The following is a 23,315-nucleotide window of genomic DNA, read 5'->3' as shown; positions in this document are numbered from 1 at the left end:
ACGTGATGATACGTATGAAAAATCTGGTGGCTGCAGCCACGTTGAGCCTGATTTTAGTCGGCTGTTCCAGCACTCCTGAAGTCAGCCCTGATAGCACCCCTGCTGAAATATATGCAACGGGTCAGCAAAAATTACAGGACGGCAATTTTAAAGCAGCGATTAAACAATTTGAAGCTCTTGATAACCGTTATCCATTTGGTCCATATGCTCAGCAGGTTCAATTAGACCTGATTTATGCATATTATAAATCAGCAGAGCTGCCAATGGCGATAGCCGCAATTGACCGTTTCATGCGTTTGAACCCAACTCATCCAAATATTGATTATGTCCTCTATATGCGAGGCTTAACCGCGATGGCTCTGGATGATAGCTTATTGCAAGGCCTCTTTGGTATTGACCGCTCAGACAGAGACCCACAGCATGCACGAGTTGCATTCAAAGATTTCAGTCAGTTAGTTCGCTACTATCCTAACAGCTTATACTCCAATGATGCGAGTAAGCGATTAGTCTTCTTAAAAGACCGCTTAGCGAAATTCGACCTTTCTGTTGTCGAATACTACAACAAACGCGGTGCTTATGTCGCGGTTGTTAATCGTGTTCAACAAATGCTAAAAGACTACCCAGACACAGAAGCAACACGTAATGCCTTAGCATACATGGAAATTGCTTATAATGAGATGGGGCTAAACCAAGAAGCGAATAAAGTTGCGAGTATTATTGCTGCAAACCCACAATAATATCATCGTGCGATCTAAAACAGCAGCCATGGCTGCTGTTTTTCTTTGCTAGCGGCGATTTAGTTGCTTGCTCATTTAGGGTACTAATTTTAACCCAAAAAAAGTTCCGGCTATTTACCGTTCCCCTAGCCAACTCAATCAGTGTCCCTTAATCCATTCATTTTGGCAATGCTTTTTCGCCCCTTTTTTATGTGAAATCACACTTCAGATAGCTGTTACTCTTCCCCTGAATGAGATGTGATCTACATCAATTTTTTCTTAGCAAGAACGGGTATTCTGAAATCAACAAAGACGGAAACAATGAGAGGTAACTATATGATAGTGAACATTACTAGCAAACAAATGGACATTACCCCAGCGATTCGTGAGCACATTGAGAGCCGTCTAACAAAACTCGATAAGTGGCAAGTATCTCTAATAAATACGCATGTCGTATTATCAAAAGAGCCACAAGGTTTTATGGTTGATGCCAACATAAAAACAGCGACAGGAAAATTGGTCGCAAGTGCCAAGCATGAAGATATGTACGTTGCAATTAATGAACTAATTAACAAACTCGAAAGACAACTTAATAAAGTGCAACATAAAGGAGAATCAAGAAGAGCATATAATAGTGTAAAAGAAGCGAATAATACTGTTACGTTATAATTTTATATTATCTATCAACTAATCTTGAACCTTATAAACGCGCTCACCATGGGCGCGTTTTTTTATGTTTATGACCCTTACCTATTGACTTCTTAGTGAGTATCGGGTTTATTTAAATTGAATCTGACTAAAGGTGTTCATATGAATCTTAATTTTGTTTTCTTTTTCTTCTTTAGCAACTCCTAATTGGGGGCTTTTGTCGTTCGAGAAAGAAAAGAAGACAAAATTAGAAAGCCCCCTCTAGGGGGCTTTTTTTATATCATGATATTAACAGGGTGGGCAGCATGGAAAACAGCACTAATTTATTAAAAGTAAGAGAGAAAATAAGTCAACTGGATAGTGAATTACTAAATCTTTTAGCAAAGCGCCGTGGTTATGCTGTTGAAGTCGCTGAAACAAAAATTGATGATAGCCGCCCTATTCGTGATAAAGACCGTGAGCGCCAGCTTCTTGATGTTTTAATCAACAAAGGCAAACCGCTAGGGCTTGATGGCTTTTATATCACTCGCCTATTCCAGATGATTATTGAGGACTCTGTTCTTACGCAACAGGCTATTTTACAAAAGCATTTAAATTTAACCCCTAGTGATACCGCGCGTTTCGCATTTTTAGGGCCGAAAGGTTCTTATTCACACATTGCGGCACGCCAGTACTCAGCCCGTCATTTTGACCAACTAGTTGAATGCAGTTGCCATAAATTCCAAGATATTTTTTCATTAGTTGAAAATGGGCAAGCGGAATATGGCATTTTACCAATAGAAAACACCAGTTCGGGCGCAATTAACGATGTTTACGATTTACTGCAAAATACATCATTATCAATCGTCGGAGAGATTCGGCTCCCAATTAACCATTGCCTCTTAACAACAGGAAATACCGATCTCAGCCAGATCAAAACCGTGTATAGCCACCCTCAGCCTTTCCAACAATGCAGCCAATACTTAGCACAATTCCCACACTGGGAAATAAAATATTGTGATAGCACATCAACTGCAATGCAAATGGTCGCAGACCAAAACTCACCGAGTGTCGCGGCACTTGGAAGTGAAGCCGGTGGCGCCTTATACGATTTAAGCGTAATAGAGCATAATCTCGCTAATCAGCAAATTAACATGACACGCTTTATTGTTGTTGCACCACAACCAATTGAAGTCACTGAACAAGTACCGGCTAAAACAACACTGCTTCTGACCACTGGCCAACAAGCTGGTGCCTTAGTTGATGCATTAGTTATTTTGAAAAATAATAAGATAATCATGAGCAAGTTAGAATCACGCCCAATAAATGGAAAACCATGGGAAGAGATGTTTTATGTTGATGTGCATGCCAATTTACGTTCAGATAATATGCAACAAGCTTTAAGAGAGCTTTCAACAATTACTAGGTCAATTAAAATATTAGGCTGCTACCCATCCGAAAATGTGGTTCCTGTTGAACCTGAAAAAATTACGCCTTAATTAAAATATAATTAGGCTGCATTTTTTCAGTGCAGCCTACTAAACTGAAACTATGCTCTCACTTCAGGTTGATAATTCGAAGATTTGACTCTGAAATAATTGACTAGTTCCTTCAAATGGTACGCCTGTTCATTCAATGAGTCCGCTGCGACAACAGATTCCTCAACTAAACTCGCATTTTGTTGTGTGGTTAAATCAAGTTGCCCTACTGCACTATTGATTTGAGAAATTCCATCGCTTTGCTCACGACTAGCCTGCCCAATTTCACGTAGTAACGCATTCATCTCTTTTACACTATCAACCATGCCATGTATTTGCTGAGTCGCTTTTTCAACAAGTTCCATACCCTCTTGCGTTTGTGACGATGAGTTTTCAATCAACCCACGAATATCACTCGCTGAAGCCGCACTTTTTTGTGCTAATAATCTCACTTCTCCGGCAACAACGGCAAAGCCTCGCCCATGTTCACCGGCTCTTGCCGCTTCAACGGATGCATTCAATGCTAATATATTGGTTTGAAATGCAATTGAGTCTATTAGATTAATAATTTCTGTCATCTGTGATGATGAGCCATTGATTGCACGCATTTTGTTCGTTACTTGACTCATCATGTCGCCATTGTTTTGTACAATAATTGCCGCTTGGTCTGCAAGCATGCTAGCTTCATGAGTGTGCTCAGTCGTGTTTTGAACGGTTGAAGTTATTTGTTCCATTGAACTGGCCGTTTCTTCAACTGATGCAGCCTGTTCTTCGGTACGCGCCGCCAGGTTTTGGTTCCCCGCGACAATTTGCCCTGCTGCTGCCGAAATACTTTCAGAACCTTGTTGAACCTCTTGAACGATTTCCAGCAAGTGCTCTTTCATATCATTAAGTGCATTTAACAATACACCCGTTTCATCTTTTGAGGTGACCTGAATATCTTTAGTCAGATCCCCATTTGCAATTGACTGCGCGAAATTAACCGCATTTTCCAATGGCCTTGTGATAATGTTCGTAATATACCAGCCCATTACGCAGCCCGCGCCAATACTCAAGATTGATAACACCGCTAGTAATAGTTTATTGTTTTCATAATCCGCATTCACTTTACGGCCAACCTCTTGCATTTCCAAATCTTGGATAGCCATTAACGTTTGAATTTGATCACGATAATCACGTTGAATACTAGACGTTTTAGTCATCATTTCATCAATAGCAGCTTGGCGATTATTCTCTGATAAAAAGGTATTGATGCGAGTAATTGATGAATGAAACTGTTGGCGAATAACACGCAAATCAGCCAAGACTTCTTTAGAGCGATCATCTGTAACGTTATTTTCTAAGCTTTCCATCAATCCATTAATTTTTAATGTAATTTTAGCCAACTCTTCTCTGCGTTTATCACTACCACGATCATCAAGTAAAATTAGCTCTTGGATCCCTATAAAAGAATAAAAGTTATCCATCATTTGCCCTGCGGTAGAGGCAATAGGATAACTTTCATACAGGACTTGTTTCATGCCATCATTAGCTCGGTTCATATTGGCTAAAGAAAAAAGTGAACTTAGGATAATAAGCGCAACAAAACCACCAAATGCTACCGTTAACTTCATACTAATTTTGAGATTTTTAAAAGACATATATTTACCACGCTAACCATCATTTAATGAGTAGTGTTATCGGTAAAACAGGTGAAATCTTTATCATATAAATCGATCGATTTATAAATATTGATTTTAAAAATTGATTAATTTGAAATTAGATAGTGAATAAATTCAGTTTTTATCTGATTAGCATATTATTCGATAGAAATTATACAGATAAGTACAATTACCTATTTTAAATAAACATTCTTGGTGAGATTAACTAAAATAGAAGAATATAGAAGACAACAAAAAATTAACAGGAAAATAAAGCCCTCTACCGCTATAAAACACGATAGAAGGCGGGATGATTATTTTCGATTATCGTTTGCTCGTTGCAGTAATGATTGGCTTTCTTTCATAAAATGATGGGCATCTTCACCGAACCACTGACTAATTTGATTAAATTGGCGAATAAATTCCGCTTTATCTTTTTTCTCCAGTAGCGCTATTGAATCACCTAACAATTGATGATATCTGCGTATCAATTCAACATTTTCATTTGAAGACATAATAATGTCTGCATAGAGTTGAGGGTCTTGAGCAAACAGCCGCCCAACCATCGCGAGCTCTAAACGATAAATAGGCGATGACAAATCAAGTAATTGCTGTAAATCGATATTTTCCTCAGCAAGATTTCGCCCGTAAGTAAATGTTGTAAAGTGGCGTAATGCCTGAATAAAGCTCATGTTTTTATCATGCTCTTCGGCTGAGATTTCTTTCAAACGTGCCCCCCAAACTAATAACTGTTCAAGAAACCACTGATAAGACTCTGAGCCACGGCCATTACAGTAAGCAAATACTTGCTTTGCAACACTACCAATATCAGGACCAAACATCGGGTGAAGCCCAAGTACTGGCCCATCATGGGCTGCTAACATCGCTTCTAATGGCTGTTGCTTAATCGATGCGATATCCATCAAGACCGTGCTTTTATCCAGTTTAGGCAGCTGGTTGATGACTTGTACCGTCAAATGTATTGGTACACTAACCATCACGACGCTCGCACCAGCAACTATAGATTCTGCTTGTGCCCAGTCATCTTCGTTTAATGTCTTAACCTGATAGCCTGATAAATTAAGGAGACGGTGAAATAACCGCCCCATTTTCCCATCACCACCTACAATCACAATTGGGCCAGCTGATGGGTTCAGTGTTTTAAACCCTTTATCATTTTCACGTGCGTAAGATTCGCGCATGATCCGCCTTAGAATATCCTCTATCAGATCAGGTGGGATCCCCATACGCTCAGCTTCGGCGCGACGTGCTGCCAACATGCTTGTTTCTCGTTCAGGCACATAAATCGGTAAACCATGTAAGCTTTTCACTTCACCGACTTCAGCAACCAGTTGCAGCCTTTTTGCTAATAAATCTAGTAACGATTTATCAACTTCATCAATTTGTTCCCGTAAATGGGATAACTCAACAGACATACCAATACCTTGATCAGCTCACTTTACTCAATTTTTGCGCACGTTGTTCAAGCACAGGCAACAATGCTTGATGTAATTTACGCAATACCGTTTCCGTCGTTTGCCAGTTAATGCAGGCATCTGTCACTGACACACCGTATTTCATTGTGTCACGGGCTTGTTCAGATGTTTGATTCCCTTCATTAATATGACTTTCTAGCATAATACCTGTAATTGATTCATTACCATTAATAATTTGTTCAATAATAGAATCAACAACTAATGGCTGACGGCGGTAATCTTTATTCGAGTTTCCATGGCTACAATCCACCATAAGGGACGGCTCTAAACCTGCTTTTTTCATTTCCGCTTCACAAGCCGCAATGTCTTCAGCATTGTAGTTAGGCGTTTTCCCACCACGTAAAATGACATGTCCGTTACTATTACCTTTGGTATGTAATAAACAAACTTGGCCAGATTGGTTAATTCCCATAAAACGGTGTGGCATCGCTGCTGCTTTTAACGCATTAATCGCTGTAGATAAACTCCCATCGGTTCCATTTTTGAAACCAACAGGCATAGATAAACCAGATGCCATTTCACGGTGGGTCTGTGACTCAGTCGTTCTTGCACCAATGGCTGACCAACTGAATAAATCCCCTAAGTATTGAGGATTGTTAGGATCCAATGCTTCTGTCGCTAATGGCAGCCCCATATTCACTAAATTGGTCAACAAGTCACGAGCAATATGTAGGCCTTTTTCCATTTCAAAAGAACCATCCATAAATGGATCACTAATCAAACCTTTCCAACCTACGGTTGTACGAGGTTTTTCAAAATACACACGCATCACAATATATAAGCTATCACTTAATTCTTCGGCTAATACTTTCAGGCGCTCACCATATTCAATAGCGGCATCCACATCATGGATTGAGCAAGGACCACATACCACGAGTAAGCGAGGGTCGCGTTGATGAATAATGTCAGCAATCACTTGGCGCGATGTCGCAATGGCATGCAGGTTGCTGCGACTCAGCGGATATTTCTCTTTCAGACTCTCAGGAGTGATTAATACCTGCTCGTCTTGAATATTCACGTTGTTGAGTACATCTTTTTGCATGATCATTTTTTACCTACTTATTAGCTTATATTTGCTTAGTTTATTATTTACGTATTGTGTTTGGGTGTATGAGTAATAACATACCATGCATCGTAAACAATTCAATCCATTTATGTAAAATATTTCCACTATCGTATTGAATTATTTACACCACCATAATTAATTGAATAAATTACAGTTTTACATTAATTTAACATTAAAATATTTTAATAGACTAAAGAAAAATAAGCAATCTGTAAGCATTTATTTACAGGTAAGCATAAGTTATCAGCTATATTCTAAATAGTTCGAGTTGTAGCAAGGCGGCAAAGTGAGGACATCGCAGGGAGCATACACAAGTATGTGACCTGTGTGGCTGAACGCAGCCAACACGGCTACAACTTGAAATATGACGAATAAGGTATGTGGCCTGTGGGGCTGAGTGCTGCCAACACAGCTACAATTTGAAATATGAAGAATATAGTGACGAATATAAAAAGGCCCGCAAAGCGGGCCTCTCTCATAACATAACTTTCGGATGTAGCGAAAGCGTATTACTTGGCGTTCAGACGCTCTTTGATACGAGCTGCCTTACCAGAACGCTCACGCAGGTAGTACAGTTTAGATCTGCGAACAGCACCACGACGTTTAACAGCAATGCTATCTACGACTGGAGAGTGAGTTTGGAATACACGCTCAACACCTTCGCCGTTAGAAATTTTACGAACAGTGAATGCAGAGTGCAGACCGCGGTTACGAATAGCGATAACCACGCCCTCGAATGCCTGCAGACGTTTTTTAGAGCCTTCTACGACCCATACCTTAACTTCCACGGTGTCACCCTGACGGAATGAAGGTACGTCCTGCTTCATCTGCTCTTCTTCGATTTGTTTAATAATGTTGCTCATAATAACTCTCTTACCCTAGGTAAACTGATATGTTTAGACAATTAATTGTCTGGATTCATTTGTTGCTCAGACTGATATTCCCGTTGGAATTCAGCCAGCAACATCCTCTGCTCGTCAGTCAGAGCTAGGCTTTCCAGAAGCTCAGGTCTTCTAAGCCAGGTACGGCCGAGTGATTGTTTCATGCGCCAGCTATCTATTTTAGCGTGGTTTCCTGAAAGTAAAACATCAGGAACTTGCATGCCATCTAACACTTCAGGGCGGGTATAGTGCGGACAATCTAACAAACCATCTGCAAAAGAGTCTTCTTGAGCAGAGGCTTTATGACCAAGTACTCCCGGTATAAACCGTGAAACTGAGTCAATCAACACCATCGCGGGAAGTTCCCCGCCACTGAGAACGTAATCACCGATTGACCATTCTTCGTCAACTTCGGTTTGAATGATACGCTCATCAATGCCTTCATAGCGGCCACAAACAAGAATCAATTTCTCATTGGTTGCCAGCTCGCAAACACCGTCTTGACTAAGTTTGCGCCCTTGCGGTGAAAGATAAATAACCTTTGCACCCTCACCAGCCTCAGTTCTTGCTGCGTTGATTGCATCCTTAAGCGGTTGCACCATCATCAGCATGCCTGGACCACCACCATAGGGGCGATCATCAACAGTTTTGTGCTTATCGTGAGTAAAATCTCGCGGATTCCAGCACTCAAATGTTAGCAGGCCATTTTTCACTGCCCGACCAGTTACCCCGTACTCGGTTATTGCGCGGAACATTTCGGGAAACAGGCTAATTACACCAATCCACATAATTTCGTCCCACTTATCAAAACCGTTCAACCGGAGATTTAAAAACCAGGATCCCAATCCACTTCAATAAGTTTGGCATCGAGATCGACTTTCTTGATAACCTGCCCATCAAGAAACGGAACCAACCGCTCCTTGATGCCAAATGCATCTTTTAAATTCGCCTTAATGACCAGCACATCATTTGAACCGGTCTCCATCATGTCAGTGATGGTACCAAGGTCATAGCCTTGTAACGTCACTACTTGGCAGCCCATCAGGTCTTTCCAGTAGTATTCGTTTTCTAACTCAGGAAGTTGGGTTGAATCAACCGCAATTTCAAAGTTAGTCAAAAGCGCGGCTGCATCGCGGTCATCGACCCCGTTCAGCTTGACAATGATATCCTTGTTATGATGTTTCCAATCTTCAATTTCAATGTGTTGCCATTGACCTGAACGTTGGATAAACCAAGGCTGATACTCAAAAATACTTTCAGCATGTTCGGTGGACGAAAAAACTTTGAGCCAACCACGAATACCGTATGCCGCACCTAATTTCCCCAATACAATTGGGTTTTCAGGTGGCTGTAGTTTAGTTTGCTTGCTCATTGTTACCACCGCGACAGATTAAGCTGCTTTCTTAGCTTGTTTGACCAGTTGTGCAACACGGTCAGAAATAGTTGCGCCTAAGCCAACCCAGTGCTCAACACGGTCCAGGTCTAAACGCAGTTCTTCTGCTTGACCTGCAGCGATCGGGTTGAAGAAACCGATACGCTCAATGAAACGACCGTCACGCGCATTGCGGCTATCAGTCACAACGATTTGGTAGAACGGACGTTTTTTAGCGCCGCCACGAGATAAACGAATTGTTACCATAACATCCTCATTAGTTAACAAAACAACCAGACTCCATCGAGGGATAGAGTCCGGCTGTCATATAAAAAGCCCGAAAAGTTTACTCACTTTGACGCAAAAATCAATCAAAAGTGCGTTTTGTTTGAGGCTTTATTGCTTAACGCCCCGGAAAACCCGGTGGCATCATACCCTTCATGCCGCGCATCATCTTGGCTAGACCGCCTTTTTTCATTTTCTTCATCATGCGTTGCATGTCATCAAATTGTTTTAAGAGGCGATTAACTTCTTGCACGGTAGTTCCCGAACCTGCCGCAATACGACGTTTTCGTGAACCTTTAATAATTTCCGGTTTTTCACGTTCTTTACGTGTCATGGAATTAATCATCGCTTCCATACGAACGGTGATTTTATCATCCATTTGGGACTTAACGGCATCGGGTAACTGAGACATTCCTGGCATTTTGCTCATCATGCTCGCCATGCCGCCCATATTACGCATTTGCTTCAATTGACTTAAAAAGTCATTTAAATCAAAGCTATCTCCCGTCTTAAGTTTTTTAGCAAGCTTTTCAGCTTCATCACGGTCAACTTTATGCTCAATCTCTTCAATCAGAGAAATCACATCACCCATACCAAGGATACGAGACGCGACGCGCTCTGGGTGGAATGGTTCTAAGGCATCAGTTTTTTCACCAACACCTAAGAACTTAATAGGTTTCCCCGTAATCGCACGAATTGAAAGTGCCGCACCGCCTCGTGCATCACCATCGACCTTGGTCAACACAACCCCTGTCAGTGGTAAGGCTTCATTAAATGCTTTCGCTGTATTTGCCGCATCTTGCCCTGTCATCGCATCAACGACGAATAAGGTCTCAACTGGCTTAATAATACGGTGAACTTCTTGGATTTCTTCCATCATCGCTTCATCAACATGCAAGCGACCTGCGGTATCCACCAACAGCACATCGTAGAATTGTAATTGTGCGTGTTTTAATGCTTTTTGAACAATTGCAGTGGGTTTTTCTTGTACTTCTGAAGGGAAAAAGTCAATTCCAACACTTTCAGCTAATGTCTCTAGTTGTTTAATCGCTGCAGGGCGATAAACGTCAGCAGAGACAACTAATACTTTTTTCTTTTGCTTTTCTTTTAAGAGCTTACCTAATTTTGCAACGCTGGTCGTTTTACCGGCACCTTGCAAACCTGCCATTAAAACGACAGCAGGAGGTTGTGCGGATAAATTAAGTTGGTGGTTTTCGTCCCCCATCGCCCTAGTCAGTTCATTTTGAACTATTTTAATGAACTCTTGGCCAGGTGTTAGACTTTTATTGACATCTTGCCCAACGGCATTTTCTTTAACTTTTTGAATGAATTCACGGACAACTGGCAAAGCAACGTCAGCTTCCAGCAAGGCCATGCGAACTTCGCGTAGTGTTTCTTTAATATTTTCATCAGTTAGACGCCCACGCCCACTGATATTGCGCAACGTGCGCGATAGTCTGTCAGTTAAATTATCAAACATATGTCTTAGCTCAATTCTGTTGATGGGCCGATGTCAGCCTGATCTGGTTGCTAATACAGATAATTTCAAGTGCGTGTTACCTAACAACTTGAATTATAAGCATCAATACCTTCACAATGATGAAGGGAAACCAACACTAAAAATAATCGCGGCAAAATAATGCCCCATTGTAACATGCCCGCAGTTTTTTCGCTGCCCCCTGTTTGAAACAGATGATACAGGTTATTATGGCATGAATTTAATAATACAAACCAAGCAGTAGGCGCATGAAATGCTATCAGCAATGAATATATTGTGATTGGCTTGTCCAATAGTTGGAGCCTACACTCGTACAAGTTATACTATGAATAACTTTCCACTAAAAATGATTAACGACACTATACTATGCCCGTATTTGCAGTCATAGCAGTTTGTACATACATGGTCAGTCTGTTACTGATCGTCCCTGGCCAAGTGCGTAAACAGCCGTTCTACCGCCACCTCGCGCTTTTTCTTGCCGTTGTTGCGTTAGTAACTCACGCTATTACATTGAAATTTTTGATTTTCAGTGAAGCCGAGGGACAAAACCTCACTCTGTTGAATTTAGGCTCAACAGTGAGCTTACTCATGTGTGTGATTATGACTGTTGTCGCTTACTGGGGAAAAGCTTGGTACTTAACGCCTATAGTCTATAGTTTTGCCATTATTAACTTGATGCTGTCAACGCTAATGCCTGGTGAGTTTATTACGCATCTTGAAGCTCGATTACCACTTTTTGTTCATATTGGTCTAGCTTTGTTGAGCTATGCGACACTCCTTATTGCGGCTTTATATGCATTACAAGTGGCTTTAATTGACCATCAGCTAAAGAACAAAACCTTAAAATTTAGTCCAGATATGCCACCCATGATGGTAATTGAACGTAAAATGTTCCACATCACTCAAGTTGGGGTCATTTTGCTGACTCTGACCTTGTGTACTGGCTTTATTTATATGGATAATATTTTTGATAAAGAAAATATCCATAAATCGGTATTATCCGTCATTGCATGGTTTGTTTATATCACTCTACTTTGGGGACATTTCCATGGAGGATGGCGAGGTAAGCGCGTCCTATTTTTCCATGTTGGTGGCTCAATCATCTTAACAATGGCTTTTTTTGGTAACCGTTTAATACAGGAGTTTATGGTATTTTGACGCAAATAAAGCCACGACTTTCACAATATAAGGAAACTTGTTTTGGATGATGTGTCCACGAGTACGCTAATCATCATATTGATTGTTTTAATTTTTATGTCAGCCTATTTCTCTGCATCAGAAACAGGGATGATGACGCTAAACCGTTATCGGTTAAAACATTTAGCAAAACAAGGTAATCGCTCAGCGATCCGCGTTGAAAAACTTCTTAAACACCCTGACAAGCTGTTAAGTCTAGTCCTTATTGGTAATAACTTAATCAACATAGTCGCTTCCGCATTAGCGACCATCATTGGTATGCGGCTATATGGGAATGCAGGTGTAGCTATGGCTACAGGGATCCTGACTTTTGTGATCCTCATTTTTGCCGAAGTCATGCCAAAAACACTGGCAGCGCTGTACCCTGAAAAAATCGCATTTCCAAGTAGTTACCTCTTAAAACCATTACAAGTAGTCATGATGCCTATTGTTTGGGCATTTAATACTATTTCAGCCCTACTGTTACGCTGCATTGGGGTGAAGTCACTAACCGCAAGAACTGATGCGGTTAATAAGGAAGAGCTACGCACCATTGTTAACGAATCAAAGCATAAAATTAGCCGCCGAAATCAAGACATGTTGATTTCAATTTTAGACTTAGACAAAGTCACTGTTGGCGATATTATGCTGCCAAGGAATGAGATTGTTGGTATTGATGTCAATGATGACTGGAAATCAATCATTCGGCAGCTCACGCACTCCCCCCATGGCCGCATTGTGCTTTATCGCGACTCACTTGATGACTCTATTGGCATTTTACGCGTCCGTGAAGCATACCGTCTTATGATGGAAAAACGTGAGTTTAATAAGCAAAACCTAATTAAAGCTGCAGATAACATTTATTTTATTCCTAACAGTACACCATTAAATGTTCAGTTAGTTAACTTCCAGCACAATAAAGAAAAACTTGGGATCATTGTTGATGAATACGGTGAAATTCAAGGCCTTATCACTGTCGAAGATATATTAGAAGAGATAGTGGGTGACTTCACAACCTCGATGTCGCCATCTTTAGCCGAAGAAGTCTTGCCACAAAGTGATGGAAGCGTTCTTGTAGACGGTTCTGCTAATATTCGTGAGCTGAATAAGGCTTTTGATTGGAATCTCCCCATAGATGGCCCTAGGACGGTTAATGGCATGGTTTTAGAGGTCATTGGTGATATTCCACAGCTTGAAGAGCAAATCGTGGTGGGGCATTACCTTATCGAGGTATTAGCGATGAATGAAAATATCGTTAAACAGGTTAGGATCACACCTCTTACATTCAGTTCTCAAGTCCCCGACCTTTGATTTGGTCATAAACTTACAATTTAATTCTCATATAAAATAAAAAGAGCCTTAATTGGCTCTTTTTATAGAGAATATTTGATAAAAACTAAACGTGTAGCTGTTCAAGTTTCTCTGCAGGTAATGCTAATTCATCATTTTTATTGATACCAATTTCTGATGCAAGAACATTACGTGCAATTTGCTGGGCTTCTTCCAGTGAGTGCATTTTGTATGTACCGCACTGATAGACATTCAATTCAGGGATCTTGTTTTGGTCTTTCACTTGCAAAACATCTTCCATTGCCGCTTTCCATGCATTAGCAACACGCAGTTCATCTGGCTGGCCAATAAGGCTCATATAAAAACCAGTACGGCACCCCATTGGTGAAATATCAATAATTTCAACACCATTTCCGTTGAGGTGATCACGCATAAAGCCTGCAAAAAGGTGCTCTAAAGTATGCGTCCCTTTTTCTGTCATGGCTTCTTCATTTGGTACAGTAAAACGCAAATCAAAAACTGTGATGGTATCACCGCTTGGTGTTTTCATGGTTTTTGCCACACGTACAGCAGGTGCTGACATGAGAGTATGATCGACAGTAAAGCTATCTAATAATGGCATTTCGTGACCTCCTCGAAAATAAAAAATATTTTCTAAAATAAATGAAACTATTTTGAAAATACAGAGTCTGAATTATTGAAAGACGCGCAATTTGTTATCATCCCTAATTCTCTAAGAGATTTTTTTTGGCCACCTAGAGTGGCCATTTCTTTTAGCGTCCTGCATGAATGCGTAGATAGTCCTCAAAGCTTTCGCTCTCACTTTGTTCCATCTTCGCTTGCTTCGCTATTGAAGCTAATCGTGCTTGCTCAAATTGCTCTTCAGTTATCACTTCATACGGCTCGTTCACTAACTGTTCAAAATATTTTTCAGCTAATTCTAACCCGTAACCACCAATACCTTTTTCTAACATTTCATCCATAACAAGCGCTGAATATGTAAGAGTTGGGTCTTTAAACATAGCAACAAATTGGTGACAAACTTCTTGATATTTTGCATCGCAACAAGTGTCTAGCACTTCAGCCACACGGATCAAGTCATTAAATAATTGCTGCCCAACGTCAACTAATGGTTTAACTTCGCTGCCACAACCGAAACCAATGACTTGGCCTGGTTTACGACCTTCAAGAATGACACGATTCCAGTTTTGACGGCAACAGTCTAATTCCTGAGCATTCATTTCAGGTGCATCAGCAAGTACACACCATATTAAGAATAGATCAACAAAACGAGCTTGCGTTTCATTAACGCCTATCGCACTAAATGGATTGATATCAAGTGAACGGACTTCAATGTACTCAATACCACCACGTAATAATGCGTCAGAAGGTGATTCATTGCCTTTAGGAACGCGTTTGGGCCGTATTGGGGCATAGAGCTCATTTTCAATCTGCAGCACATTCGTATTTAGTTGAATATATTTGCCGTCTTTTTTTACACCCAGTTTTTCAAATTCAGCTGAAGGCTTATGGATGGCTTTTTTCAGGTTCCCTACATATTCATCCAATTTATTGAATGTGATGTTTAAATCACTTTGTGATTTATTTGTATAACCTAAGTCACTCATGCGTAATGATGTCGCATAAGGCAAGTAATACGTACCACAGTCTGTTTTATCAAATGATAGCGTCGTATCTCTATCTTTCAAAAAAGAGCCGCAAATAGCTGGAGATGCGCCAAATAGATAAGGAATAACCCAACCAAAGCGGTAGTAATTTCTAATTAGACGTAAATAGCCTTCAGAAATTTTTTCTTTACCGCTTTCTTCGTCTTCAATACCCGCCCATGCTTGCCAAAATTCAATCGGCAAAGAGAAGTTATAATGCACCCCTGCTATCGTTTGCATCAAAGCACCATAACGATTTTTAAGGCCTTCGCGGTACAGCGTTTTAAACTGCCCCACATTAGAAGAGCCGTACTGCGCAAGAGTGATTTTATCTTCACTTTCAATAAAGCATGGCATACTCAGCGGCCACATTCTTTCATCTTGAAGGTGACGAGCTGTATAGCGGTGTAAATCTCGCAAAAAAGCCAAATTATGGCTAATGCTTTTATCTACAGGAGTAATAAATTCGAGTAAGGACTCCGCAAAATCTGTCGTGATCCATTTATGTGTTAAAGCTTTTCCCAGCCCTTCTGGATGCAAGGTCTCTGCAATTGCGCCTGTGGGGGTTACACGCAATGTTTCACGCTCAATACCACGTTGAATACCATTAAGTGTTTCTGGGTGCGCCTCTAACCATGAGAGCGCTTTCGATACGTCCGGGATCAAGTCGACCTCCCGCCTGTGATGTTAATTTATTTTATTAAGGCAATTACTTTAGCTTAAATCACATAAATTGTCGCTGTCTAGATGTGTGGTTTATGAGGGAATAAATCAAAGAGGTATAGAAAATACGATTTAATTAATTTTATGAATGGTAATTTTAGGCAAAAAAAACTCCTCGAACGAGGAGTTTCTTAAAGATGGTGCATCCGGGAGGATTCGAACCTCCGACCGCTCGGTTCGTAGCCGAGTACTCTATCCAGCTGAGCTACGGATGCAAAATTCATTCGATTTGAAATCGATACATTCTCAATAACTTTTCTGAGTTAAATTAAAAGGTATTATTGATATGCTAAATTATTAGCTAAGAGATGGTGCATCCGGGAGGATTCGAACCTCCGACCGCTCGGTTCGTAGCCGAGTACTCTATCCAGCTGAGCTACGGATGCATACTTAATGCAAGATGTGCTGCTCTCTCAAACTTCTTTATCAACTTCTACTTCTATAAATCAACTTCTTAGTTACTGCTTTGTTTGGTTGCTAAAACCAAAACAAAACCCCATCAGATTCTCTCATAGGGTTAAAGATGGTGCATCCGGGAGGATTCGAACCTCCGACCGCTCGGTTCGTAGCCGAGTACTCTATCCAGCTGAGCTACGGATGCATAATCTAAAATGGCGGTGAGGGAGGGATTCGAACCCTCGATGCAGCTTTTGACCGCATACTCCCTTAGCAGGGGAGCGCCTTCAGCCTCTCGGCCACCTCACCATATTTTAGTTACACACGATTTGTTTTTTCAAACATCTCGTTGCTGTGTGGCGCACATATTACTTTCCTAGACTTAGAAGTCAAACAATTTTTCCAAACTTTTTGCATTCCGTTGTCTGTTTGCACATTTCACAAGCAAGATGCTTAGTTTAACACCGAAAAAGATATTTTTCAGCCCTTATGACACTAACTTTATAAACAAAAATACAGAAAAAAATTATTCTATAAGTGAATAAAAATAAGCTCACTGGATTGATTAGCCTATATTTCATACAAAGGAAAACAAGATTTCGTACAAGAGAACCGAAGACTAAACAATAAAATGAGTTTGATGCTAGAGAATTATAAAAACGAAAGGATATTTTTAGAAATAATGTGAGTAAGACAAGCGCCCATTCTTGCTGTGTGATCAATCATTGGACGCTTATTCATTATTATTGATTATCTGGTTGAGTCTTTTCAGCCTGGATCCGTTGATAAATTTCTTCACGGTGAACAGAAACTTCTTTTGGGGCATTAACACCAATACGAACTTGGTTGCCTTTGACACCCAATACAGTAACTGTTACCTCATCGCCTATCATGAGTGTTTCACCAACTCGACGAGTCAGAATAAGCATTCTTTGCTCCTTGAAATATTAAAAGAGTCGGGTCTCTAGGTATCCCCGCTATTGTCCATCACACACCGTGAAAACGTAAAGCAATGACATTCACCTAAAGCATTGATGCCATCAATACAAGCATTCTAATTATTTACAAGCAAAATATAGCACTACAAACGATACATTAACAATGCCGCAACAGATTAAAGTTGCCTCATATTTTAATGAGGCAACTTTGTAAGTGCTTACAGACGCGCTTCGACCCATTCTTCGACACTTGCCATAGCAGCAGGTAATGCGCTAACGTCAGTACCTCCCGCTTGAGCCATGTCTGGGCGACCGCCACCTTTACCACCTACCTGACTTGCAATATAGGAAATTAAGTCCCCTGCTTTAACTTTAGCAGTCAAATCATTAGTTACCCCAACGATCATACTGACTTTATCACCACTTGTTGTTGAAAGCACGATAATCGCTGATTTCAACTGATTTTTAAGGTCATCAACCATAGTTCTCAACAACTTAGGATCAGTATCCGCTAATTGAGTGACTAATAATTTGATGCCTTTCACGTCTTTCGCTTTGCTACTTAGTGAAGCACTTTCTTGAGATGCTTGTTGATCTTTTAGTTGCACAATTTCTTTTTCGAGTTGGCGAGATTTGTCTAACGCCGCTTTTACTTTCTCGACAAGACTATTAATATCACCTTTCACTAAGTGTGCAATTGCTGAAAGTTGCTCTGACTGATTGTGAATGCTTTCAATCGCCATTGAGCCTGTAGTCGCTTCAATACGACGAACACCTGCAGCCGTACCAGATTCACTCAAGATACGGAATAAACCAATATCTCCTGTACGACGCGCATGTGTACCACCACATAACTCGATAGAAAAATCACCCATACTCAGAACACGTACACGTTCCTCATATTTTTCACCGAATAATGCCATAGCACCTTTTGCTTTAGCGCCTTCTAAATCCATCAGTTCAGTTTCAATTTCTGAGTTTTTACGGATTTGTGCATTCACAATATCTTCTACTTGACGTAGTTGCTCTTGTGTCATCGCTTCAAAATGAGAGAAGTCAAAACGCAAGTATTTGTCATTAACCAATGAACCCTTTTGAGAAACATGGTCGCCTAATACTTGGCGTAATGCCGCATGCAGTAAGTGTGTTGCTGAGTGATTTAAACGGATCGCATCACGTCTAGCGCTATCCACAACAGCGGTAATTCTATGGTTAACAACCAGTGAACCCGCCTCTACCTTACCAATATGCCCAATTGCTTGACCATATTTTTGTGTATCAGTGACTTTAAAGCTCGCATTGTCATTATTTAAGTAACCAGTATCACCGACTTGCCCACCAGACTCTGCATAAAATGCAGTTTTATCTAGTATAACTAAGCCTTCTTCACCCGCATTCAAACTGTCTACAGGTTGGCCATCTTTATATAATGCAGTAATAGTGGCTTGTTGCTCATCATATTGATAACCGGAGAATTCACTACGCTTATCAACTTTAATTAAAGAGTTATAATCCGCACCAAAACCACTGGATTCGCGCGCACGACGACGCTGGTCTTCCATCGCCCGCTCAAAACCTTCTTCGTCGACTTTAATATTGCGCTCGCGGCAAACATCTGCCGTTAAATCGATTGGGAAGCCATAGGTGTCATATAAGCGGAATGCCGCTTCACCATCCAGTGTATCCCCTTTCAGTGAAGCAAGTTCTTCATCTAATAATTGAAGACCGCGTTCTAACGTGCGTGCAAATTGCTCTTCTTCGGTCTTGAGAACTTTTTCAACCATAGCTTGCTGGCGTGCAAGTTCATCGGCCGCAGGCCCCATGACTTTAATCAATGGCGCGACTAATTTGTAGAAGAAAGTGTCTTTGGCACCAAGCATATAACCGTGACGAACAGCACGTCGAATAATACGACGCAGAACATAACCACGACCTTCATTTGATGGAATAACACCATCACTGACAAGGAATGCACAAGAACGAATGTGGTCAGCAATAACGCGTAATGATTTATTCTCTAAATCCGTCGCACCTGTTGCTTTAGCTGCCGCAGCAATAAGGTCACGGAAGATATCAATTTCATAGTTTGAATTAACGTGCTGCAATACCGCAGAAATACGCTCTAAGCCCATTCCTGTGTCAACTGAAGGTTTTGGTAGAGGCTCCATTGTCCCGTCAGACTGACGGTTAAATTGCATGAAGACTAAATTCCAAATTTCAATATAGCGGTCACCGTCTTCTTCTGGGCTTCCTGGAGGGCCACCCCATATATGGTCACCGTGATCATAGAAAATCTCGGTACATGGACCACAAGGACCGGTATCACCCATTTGCCAGAAGTTATCTGACGCATATGGTGCGCCTTTGTTATCACCAATACGAATAATACGCTCAACTGGAATACCAATTTCTTTATTCCAGATATCATAAGCTTCATCGTCAGTTGCGTAAACGGTTACCCACAACCTTTCTTTTGGTAAGTTAAACCATTCTTCGCTAGTCAATAACTCCCAAGCAAAACGGATAGCGTCATGCTTAAAGTAATCGCCAAAGCTAAAATTGCCTAACATTTCAAAAAATGTATGGTGGCGGGCGGTATAGCCCACATTTTCTAAGTCGTTATGTTTACCACCTGCACGCACACAGCGTTGCGCGGTTGTCGCTCGGGAATATGCTCTTTTATCCAGACCAAGAAATACATCTTTGAACTGGTTCATCCCTGCGTTTGTGAACAATAGTGTAGGGTCATTATTTGGCACTAGTGAACTACTAGAGACCACTTGATGACCTTTTGTATGAAAAAAGTCGAGAAACGCTTGACGGATCTCAGCGGTGCTTTTACTCATATTTATCCCGATATCAAGCTGGAAACAGAATTACGAATTGTTGAGATGGAATGTAACATCACCTCTAATCAACTCTCCGATTAAAAAGTGACTGATAAGATAAAGTCTCTTTGTGCAGAAGTAAAATATAGATACATCCATTCGCAGCTTTCATTGTAAAGCGTCTAGATATTTTCTGAAAGTATGTTTATACCTTGCACTGGTGTATTTTTCCACAGAAAAACTGTTCAATAAACTATTAATGTAATAGGTTAAAAATAAAATAGGCGCCACCACATCAGCGGAGCGCCTATAATTTACTTGTTAATCAATTAATTAGATTAAAATTAAAATTCTTCTGGTGTTTCTTCTTCATCAGCATCACTGATAAAGTCTGTTGCTGCACTACTAAATTCACCAGTATGATTCAATAACATTTCACGCAGTTTGGTATCAATTTCTTGAGCGACTTCAGGGTGCTCTTTTAAATAATTTGTTGAGTTAGCTTTACCTTGGCCAATTTTATCGCCGTTATAACTATACCAAGCCCCTGCTTTTTCAATTAACTTATGTTTTACACCTAAGTCAATTAGCTCGCCGAAGGTATTAATACCTTCACCATACAAAATTTGGAATTCAGCTTGTTTGAACGGTGCTGCAACTTTGTTTTTTACCACTTTAACGCGAGTTTCACTACCGATGATTTCTTCGCCATTTTTAACAGCACCAATACGGCGGATGTCTAAACGAACAGATGCGTAGAATTTTAATGCATTACCACCTGTTGTTGTTTCTGGGTTACCAAACATAACACCAATCTTCATACGAATTTGGTTGATAAAGATCAGTAAGGTATTAGATGTTTTTAAGTTACCTGCTAACTTACGCATTGCTTGGCTCATCATACGAGCAGCTAGGCCCATATGTGAATCACCAATTTCACCTTCAATTTCAGCTTTTGGTGTTAATGCAGCAACGGAGTCAACGATGATCACATCAACCGCACCTGAGCGAGTTAATGCATCACAAATTTCTAGCGCTTGCTCACCGGTGTCCGGTTGAGAACATAGTAAGTTATCGATATCAACGCCTAATTTTTTAGCATAGATAGGGTCTAAAGCGTGTTCAGCATCGATGAAAGCACATGTTTTACCACTACGTTGCGCTGCAGCAATAACTTGCAGAGTTAGTGTTGTTTTACCTGAAGATTCAGGGCCGTAGATTTCAACAATACGACCTAGTGGCAAGCCACCAGCACCCAATGCAACATCAAGGGATAAGGAGCCTGTTGAGATAGTTTCAACATCCATAGAGCGGTCTTCACCAAGACGCATAATGGAACCTTTACCAAATTGCTTTTCAATTTGGCCTAATGCTGCTGCAAGTGCTTTTTGTTTGTTTTCATCAATAGCCATGTTTACTCCCTAAGTGCAATGATTTGACCACTGCAAATAAAACGATTGAATTCGGTTTGTTGAAATTAATTATACTGTATAATCATACAGTATCAAGAAGATTTTTAACTTAACTGCTTTAAAAGTGTTTCAAGTATATAAAGTGTTGATTGAAAACGAACTTCATTTCTGTTTCCTTGAAACACTTGATGTTGTGTTGTGACTAATACCGTTTGGTCTGCCTGTTTCTGTGCAAAACCAAACCATACTGTACCAACAGGTTTTTCTACACTACCGCCCCCAGGGCCTGCTATTCCACTAACTGAAACAGCAAAATCTGCACAGGCTTCTTGTAAAGCGCCTGTCGCCATTTCAGTAACGACTTGTTGGCTTACAGCGCCATACTGCTGTAAAGACTCATCTTTAACACCGATCATTTGATGCTTTGCTTCATTACTGTATGTCACAAAGCCACGCTGAAAATAATCTGAGCTACCCGATATATCGGTTAAAACTTTGGCAACCCAGCCCCCGGTACATGACTCTGCGGTTGTGACTGTTTTACCCTGTTCTTTCAGTTTCAGCCCAACCTGAATACTCAGAGTTTCAAGCCGCTTCTCATCTATCATGATGTTATCTACCTTTATGCCATTTTTTTACGAGCGCGATCCCAAACCCATAAACCCGCAATCGCAATTGCGAATACAGCACCGAAACCAATACCGGCATTCACAACTGACAAACCTGCTTTAATTGCTAATGAGTACAAGCCTAACATAATTAGCATTGCACTATTTTCACCTAAATTTTGTACTGCAATCGCATTCCCTGCTCCAACGGTTTCCTTCCCTTTTTCTTGCAATAATGCATTCAACGGAACGACAAATAAACCGCCGAAGATCCCAAGGATGATTAAAATAAAATAGGATGGAATAATATTAGTTTGCAACGAAAGTAACACCACCATCACACCTATAATAACTCCCGCAGGAATGCAGCGATAAACCGTTTTTAAGGTAATAAACTTGGCAGCAAGCCCGGCTCCTGCAACTATTCCCACGGCAACCATCGCATTTAAAATAGTCGGCGTTGTATTGTCTTGTAATCCCAATGCCACAGGCACCCATGCAACGAGCAGAAAACGCAGCGTTACCCCTGCTCCCCAGAACAAGCTGGTTCCAACTAGTGAAAAACGGCTTTCTTGGTTAGCCCATAGCACCCGGCAGGCATTGAAAAAAGAAGTAATTAACAGTTTAAGATCCCAACCTTTTCCAGGCCTCGCGGCAGCTAAGTGTGGGATGAAAAAATTCGCAATAACGGCTAACGCATACAATACAGCACATGTGCCTAGCGCTAAGATTAAGTTAATATCGGAAAGCATTCCTCCGACAACCGATCCCACTAAAATGGCTGCGATTGTTGAAGCCTCCATGACACCATTGGCCTTAACAAGGTTATCTCCACCAGTGAGCTCACCTAAAATACCGTATTTAGCTGGTGAATATGAAGCAGCGCCGATTCCCACTAACCCATAGCAAAGGAATGGGTTTAGGCCAAAACAAATCCCTAATGCCCCAATAAACTTAAAGATGTTAGAAAACAACATCACTCGGCCCTTTGAGAACCTATCTGCAATTTGCCCAACAAATGGCGCTAAAACGATGTAAGTGAAAACAAACACCATTTGTAAGATAGGATGACTCCATTCAGGATAAAACTCGGCTTTAAGTTGGGCTAATATGGCAAATAATAAAGCATTATCTGCAAATGCAGAAAGAAACTGTGAAGCAAGAACAGCTTTCATTCCTCTGCTCATTAACGGTACATTGGAAGCATTCTCTTGCATA

General features: G+C 40.8%; 20 protein-coding genes, 4 tRNA genes and 1 other annotated feature. Of the genes, 5 read left to right on the top strand and 19 right to left on the bottom strand.

Translation table 11 applies throughout. The annotated features are described in order from the left end of the window. Window positions 1-5: 5 nt before the first annotated feature. The 3 genes from bamD (at window position 6) to pheA (ending at window position 2,842) form a co-directional block, all read left to right on the top strand. The gene (gene bamD / locus PZ638_RS04560; RefSeq protein ID WP_004264835.1) at window positions 6-737 is read left to right on the top strand and encodes an outer membrane protein assembly factor BamD; all 732 of its coding nucleotides are present in this window, start codon (window positions 6-8) and stop codon (window positions 735-737) included. Between the two features lie 315 nt (window positions 738-1,052). Then, complete coding sequence (gene raiA / locus PZ638_RS04555) at window positions 1,053-1,385, top strand: ribosome-associated translation inhibitor RaiA (RefSeq protein WP_036958924.1); 333 nt, start codon at window positions 1,053-1,055, stop codon at window positions 1,383-1,385. 140 nt (window positions 1,386-1,525) lie between these two features. Further along, window positions 1,526-1,643: a sequence feature (Phe leader region), on the top strand. A gap of 26 nt (window positions 1,644-1,669) precedes the next feature. Beyond that, the gene (pheA, locus tag PZ638_RS04550; RefSeq protein ID WP_004264832.1) at window positions 1,670-2,842 is read left to right on the top strand and encodes a bifunctional chorismate mutase/prephenate dehydratase; all 1,173 of its coding nucleotides are present in this window, start codon (window positions 1,670-1,672) and stop codon (window positions 2,840-2,842) included. Window positions 2,843-2,892: 50 nt separating this feature from the next. Here pheA and PZ638_RS04545 read toward each other — a convergent pair whose 3' ends face one another. The 8 genes from PZ638_RS04545 to ffh form a co-directional block, all read right to left on the bottom strand. After that, window positions 2,893-4,461 carry a methyl-accepting chemotaxis protein gene (locus tag PZ638_RS04545; RefSeq protein WP_004264831.1) on the bottom strand — a complete coding sequence of 523 codons (1,569 nt, stop codon included), beginning with the start codon at window positions 4,459-4,461 and terminating at the stop codon, window positions 2,893-2,895. Between the two features lie 314 nt (window positions 4,462-4,775). Then, window positions 4,776-5,897, bottom strand: a complete 1,122-nt coding sequence (tyrA, locus tag PZ638_RS04540) for a bifunctional chorismate mutase/prephenate dehydrogenase (protein ID WP_110592306.1) — start codon at window positions 5,895-5,897, stop codon at window positions 4,776-4,778. A gap of 13 nt (window positions 5,898-5,910) precedes the next feature. Beyond that, window positions 5,911-7,005, bottom strand: coding sequence for a 3-deoxy-7-phosphoheptulonate synthase (locus PZ638_RS04535; RefSeq protein WP_004264828.1), 1,095 nt, complete (start codon window positions 7,003-7,005; stop codon window positions 5,911-5,913). 527 nt (window positions 7,006-7,532) lie between these two features. Further along, entirely contained in the window at window positions 7,533-7,886 is a 354-nt protein-coding gene (gene rplS / locus PZ638_RS04530) for a 50S ribosomal protein L19 (RefSeq protein ID WP_096864779.1), read from the bottom strand. Window positions 7,887-7,927: 41 nt separating this feature from the next. Then, complete coding sequence (gene trmD / locus PZ638_RS04525) at window positions 7,928-8,692, bottom strand: tRNA (guanosine(37)-N1)-methyltransferase TrmD (protein ID WP_112307896.1); 765 nt, start codon at window positions 8,690-8,692, stop codon at window positions 7,928-7,930. A 38-nt stretch (window positions 8,693-8,730) separates the two neighbouring features. Continuing rightward, window positions 8,731-9,276: a ribosome maturation factor RimM gene (rimM, locus tag PZ638_RS04520; protein WP_004264824.1), complete on the bottom strand. Its 546-nt coding sequence runs from the start codon at window positions 9,274-9,276 to the stop codon at window positions 8,731-8,733. Between the two features lie 18 nt (window positions 9,277-9,294). After that, on the bottom strand, window positions 9,295-9,543 hold the full coding sequence (rpsP, locus tag PZ638_RS04515; protein WP_004264823.1) for a 30S ribosomal protein S16: 249 nt from the start codon (window positions 9,541-9,543) through the stop codon (window positions 9,295-9,297). A gap of 136 nt (window positions 9,544-9,679) precedes the next feature. Beyond that, a complete protein-coding gene (ffh, locus tag PZ638_RS04510) occupies window positions 9,680-11,041 on the bottom strand; it encodes a signal recognition particle protein (RefSeq protein ID WP_164455148.1) in 1,362 nt (453 codons plus the stop codon). A 384-nt stretch (window positions 11,042-11,425) separates the two neighbouring features. Here ffh and PZ638_RS04505 point away from each other — a divergent pair, with 384 nt between their 5' ends. Together PZ638_RS04505 and PZ638_RS04500 are read left to right on the top strand one after the other, a co-directional pair. Beyond that, window positions 11,426-12,217 (top strand): cytochrome C assembly family protein, encoded by a 792-nt coding sequence (locus PZ638_RS04505; protein ID WP_275612180.1) that lies wholly within the window; start codon window positions 11,426-11,428, stop codon window positions 12,215-12,217. Window positions 12,218-12,259: 42 nt separating this feature from the next. After that, the gene (locus PZ638_RS04500; RefSeq protein ID WP_110592308.1) at window positions 12,260-13,546 is read left to right on the top strand and encodes a CNNM domain-containing protein; all 1,287 of its coding nucleotides are present in this window, start codon (window positions 12,260-12,262) and stop codon (window positions 13,544-13,546) included. Window positions 13,547-13,631: 85 nt separating this feature from the next. Here the strand turns inward: PZ638_RS04500 and luxS are convergent, their stop codons facing one another. From luxS to lplT, 11 genes are all read right to left on the bottom strand, one after another. After that, entirely contained in the window at window positions 13,632-14,147 is a 516-nt protein-coding gene (gene luxS / locus PZ638_RS04495; protein WP_272674215.1) for an S-ribosylhomocysteine lyase, read from the bottom strand. A 151-nt stretch (window positions 14,148-14,298) separates the two neighbouring features. Beyond that, complete coding sequence (gshA, locus tag PZ638_RS04490) at window positions 14,299-15,858, bottom strand: glutamate--cysteine ligase (RefSeq protein WP_094962027.1); 1,560 nt, start codon at window positions 15,856-15,858, stop codon at window positions 14,299-14,301. Window positions 15,859-16,053: 195 nt separating this feature from the next. Next, window positions 16,054-16,130 (bottom strand) — tRNA-Arg (locus PZ638_RS04485). Window positions 16,131-16,224: 94 nt separating this feature from the next. Then, a tRNA-Arg gene (locus PZ638_RS04480) sits at window positions 16,225-16,301 on the bottom strand. 138 nt (window positions 16,302-16,439) lie between these two features. Further along, window positions 16,440-16,516: transfer RNA gene (locus PZ638_RS04475), tRNA-Arg, on the bottom strand. A gap of 11 nt (window positions 16,517-16,527) precedes the next feature. After that, a tRNA-Ser gene (locus PZ638_RS04470) sits at window positions 16,528-16,620 on the bottom strand. 434 nt (window positions 16,621-17,054) lie between these two features. Beyond that, a complete protein-coding gene (csrA, locus tag PZ638_RS04465) occupies window positions 17,055-17,240 on the bottom strand; it encodes a carbon storage regulator CsrA (RefSeq protein ID WP_004264815.1) in 186 nt (61 codons plus the stop codon). 227 nt (window positions 17,241-17,467) lie between these two features. After that, window positions 17,468-20,095, bottom strand: a complete 2,628-nt coding sequence (alaS, locus tag PZ638_RS04460) for an alanine--tRNA ligase (protein ID WP_004264811.1) — start codon at window positions 20,093-20,095, stop codon at window positions 17,468-17,470. Window positions 20,096-20,421: 326 nt separating this feature from the next. Next, entirely contained in the window at window positions 20,422-21,489 is a 1,068-nt protein-coding gene (gene recA, locus PZ638_RS04455; RefSeq protein WP_004264809.1) for a recombinase RecA, read from the bottom strand. A 104-nt stretch (window positions 21,490-21,593) separates the two neighbouring features. After that, a complete protein-coding gene (gene pncC / locus PZ638_RS04450; RefSeq protein ID WP_004264808.1) occupies window positions 21,594-22,097 on the bottom strand; it encodes a nicotinamide-nucleotide amidase in 504 nt (167 codons plus the stop codon). 14 nt (window positions 22,098-22,111) lie between these two features. Continuing rightward, entirely contained in the window at window positions 22,112-23,314 is a 1,203-nt protein-coding gene (gene lplT / locus PZ638_RS04445) for a lysophospholipid transporter LplT (RefSeq protein ID WP_036958917.1), read from the bottom strand. Window position 23,315: the final 1 nt, after the last annotated feature.

The sequence above is a fragment of the Providencia hangzhouensis genome (assembly GCF_029193595.2).
Classification (GTDB): Bacteria; Pseudomonadota; Gammaproteobacteria; order Enterobacterales; family Enterobacteriaceae; genus Providencia; species Providencia hangzhouensis.
The sequence above is the reverse complement of the archived record's forward strand: the minus strand, read 5'-3'. Positions and strand labels throughout refer to the sequence as shown.

Coding starts and splice junctions, on each gene's coding strand:
- luxS (WP_272674215.1), bottom strand. CDS start 14,147: ATGCCATTATTAGATAGCTTTACTGTCGATCATACTCTCATGTCAGCA.
- trmD (WP_112307896.1), bottom strand. CDS start 8,692: ATGTGGATTGGTGTAATTAGCCTGTTTCCCGAAATGTTCCGCGCAATA.
- bamD (WP_004264835.1), top strand. CDS start 6: ATGATACGTATGAAAAATCTGGTGGCTGCAGCCACGTTGAGCCTGATT.
- rplS (WP_096864779.1), bottom strand. CDS start 7,886: ATGAGCAACATTATTAAACAAATCGAAGAAGAGCAGATGAAGCAGGAC.
- PZ638_RS04535 (WP_004264828.1), bottom strand. CDS start 7,005: ATGATCATGCAAAAAGATGTACTCAACAACGTGAATATTCAAGACGAG.
- tyrA (WP_110592306.1), bottom strand. CDS start 5,897: ATGTCTGTTGAGTTATCCCATTTACGGGAACAAATTGATGAAGTTGAT.
- recA (WP_004264809.1), bottom strand. CDS start 21,489: ATGGCTATTGATGAAAACAAACAAAAAGCACTTGCAGCAGCATTAGGC.
- PZ638_RS04545 (WP_004264831.1), bottom strand. CDS start 4,461: ATGTCTTTTAAAAATCTCAAAATTAGTATGAAGTTAACGGTAGCATTT.
- alaS (WP_004264811.1), bottom strand. CDS start 20,095: ATGAGTAAAAGCACCGCTGAGATCCGTCAAGCGTTTCTCGACTTTTTT.
- raiA (WP_036958924.1), top strand. CDS start 1,053: ATGATAGTGAACATTACTAGCAAACAAATGGACATTACCCCAGCGATT.
- PZ638_RS04505 (WP_275612180.1), top strand. CDS start 11,426: ATGCCCGTATTTGCAGTCATAGCAGTTTGTACATACATGGTCAGTCTG.
- pheA (WP_004264832.1), top strand. CDS start 1,670: ATGGAAAACAGCACTAATTTATTAAAAGTAAGAGAGAAAATAAGTCAA.
- rpsP (WP_004264823.1), bottom strand. CDS start 9,543: ATGGTAACAATTCGTTTATCTCGTGGCGGCGCTAAAAAACGTCCGTTC.
- lplT (WP_036958917.1), bottom strand. CDS start 23,314: ATGCAAGAGAATGCTTCCAATGTACCGTTAATGAGCAGAGGAATGAAA.
- csrA (WP_004264815.1), bottom strand. CDS start 17,240: ATGCTTATTCTGACTCGTCGAGTTGGTGAAACACTCATGATAGGCGAT.
- rimM (WP_004264824.1), bottom strand. CDS start 9,276: ATGAGCAAGCAAACTAAACTACAGCCACCTGAAAACCCAATTGTATTG.
- pncC (WP_004264808.1), bottom strand. CDS start 22,097: ATGATAGATGAGAAGCGGCTTGAAACTCTGAGTATTCAGGTTGGGCTG.
- ffh (WP_164455148.1), bottom strand. CDS start 11,041: ATGTTTGATAATTTAACTGACAGACTATCGCGCACGTTGCGCAATATC.